The following is a 1,642-nucleotide window of genomic DNA, read 5'->3' on the forward strand; positions in this document are numbered from 1 at the left end:
TCAAGGGTTTTCGACCATAGATTTAGGGGGTTTTTCCCTTATTTTAAAATATAGGGCGATCGCATTCGGTAGGGTAGGGTGGGCAAATTTTGATAGTTTGGCAATTAGATCAGTTATCATATCCATTTGCCCACCCTACAAGAGGGTACGCAGTACTCCCTGTTCCCTGTTCCCGACTCCCGACTCCCGACTCCCGACTCCCGACTCCCGACTCCCTATTCCCTATTCCCTATTCCCTATTCCCTATTCCCTATTCCCTACTCCCTTTGCATATGTATCAACAAAGCGATCCGCCCCGACCCCCGAAAGAAATCCTACCGACAATGTATGATCTACCTAGCGAAGAAAAGGAGGATTCAGGATTGCCAGATCAATACCATATTTGGCAAGCAGACTTACTGGAAAAAACGTTTTTCCCCCCCAATTATCCTAGAAACCAAATTCTCGTTGCTAGCGATCTTAATATCTACTACAATCTGAAACATCCTACTTGGTATAAACGTCCCGATTGGTTTGCTGTCTTGGGAGTGGATCGTTTGTACGAACAAAGAGAATCCCGGTTGAGTTACGTGATCTGGCAGGAAGGAGTAGCTCCTTTTATTGCCATCGAATTACTTTCTCCTAGTACACAGAAAGAAGACTTAGGGGAAGTTAGGCCACAAGCCAACCAACCCCCAACTAAATGGGAAGTCTACGAACGGATGCTACGGATTCCCTATTACGTGGTCTTCAATGGTAATAGCAATAAACTGCGCTTGTTTGAATTAGTGCGCAACAGCTATCGGGAAGTGATTCTCAACGGTGACAAATTCTGGCTTCCAGAAATAGAACTAGGTTTAGGATTGTGGTCAGGATACTATCAAGAGTTAAACCGACTTTGGTTGCGTTGGTACGATGCAGCCGAAAATTGGATTCCTACACCGGTTGAGAAAGAAAGACAGCTAGTTGAACAAGAACGTCAACGAGCTGAACGAGAACATCAACGAGCTGAACGTCTAGCAGCTCAATTGCGAGCAATGGGTGTTGAGCCAGAAGATTGAAATTTTAGGTAGGGTAGGGTGGGCAAATAATGAGAGTTTGGCAATTAGATCAAATATCATGTTCATTTGCCCACCCTACAAGAGCGATCGCACTAACATCAAAAACTCTTCGGAGCTCTTTCCTACTGTTTCCAGATCCGCTGTTCCCAGATCCGCTGTTCCCTGTTCCCTTTTAGCATCAATCCTATGTTCACAACTAAAATAAAATGCTATAGGACTCCATAGTTACACAGGACTTACGCAAAGACACCAGATAGGTCGTAGATTCTGATCAGACTAAATTCATAACTAAAGAAGGTTTTTTAAGTTCTTTAGTTAACTATGAAGATAAACTTTGGTGCTTAATTTTATAAACTGTACATTTAGTCAAGTAAGCTAGTCTTTTCAGAAAATTCCACACCAAAATAGCACAAGCAATATGGTTTCTTTGGATTCGAGATTTACGACACTGACAAGATTGTATGCCAGTCAATGTCTTGATGCAAAGCGCGAGTGGGGGAAACCACGGCAGTCGCTCATGGTTTGTTCGCGAAGCGTCGCCAAAGGCGATAGTTACCGTAAGATAGTGGAGCCTTATTAACAAATATTTAACCCTTTTCTGC

At 43.2% G+C, this 1,642-nt stretch carries 2 protein-coding genes and 1 pseudogene; 2 read left to right on the forward strand and 1 reads right to left on the reverse strand.

What is annotated here, in order from left to right; genetic code table 11:
- The coding region (locus F6K51_RS36880) for a hypothetical protein (RefSeq protein WP_293031035.1) at positions 1–331 on the forward strand (331 nt) is incomplete at its 5' end.
- Positions 324–1,040, forward strand: a complete 717-nt coding sequence (locus tag F6K51_RS36885; protein WP_330359448.1) for a Uma2 family endonuclease — start codon at positions 324–326, stop codon at positions 1,038–1,040. The genes F6K51_RS36880 and F6K51_RS36885, both read left to right, overlap by 8 nt.
- 319 nt (positions 1,041–1,359) lie before the next feature.
- Here F6K51_RS36885 and F6K51_RS36890 read toward each other — a convergent pair.
- Positions 1,360–1,521 (reverse strand): annotated as a pseudogene (locus F6K51_RS36890) (IS701 family transposase); the annotation flags it as partial.
- Positions 1,522–1,642 lie beyond the last annotated feature (121 nt).

The organism is Moorena sp. SIO3I8 (genome assembly GCF_010692325.1).
Classification (GTDB): Bacteria; Cyanobacteriota; Cyanobacteriia; order Cyanobacteriales; family Coleofasciculaceae; genus Moorena.

Excerpts from the sequence above, each read along its gene's own strand:
- F6K51_RS36885 (WP_330359448.1), top strand. The coding sequence starts at position 324 with ATGTATGATCTACCTAGCGAAGAAAAGGAGGATTCAGGATTGCCAGAT.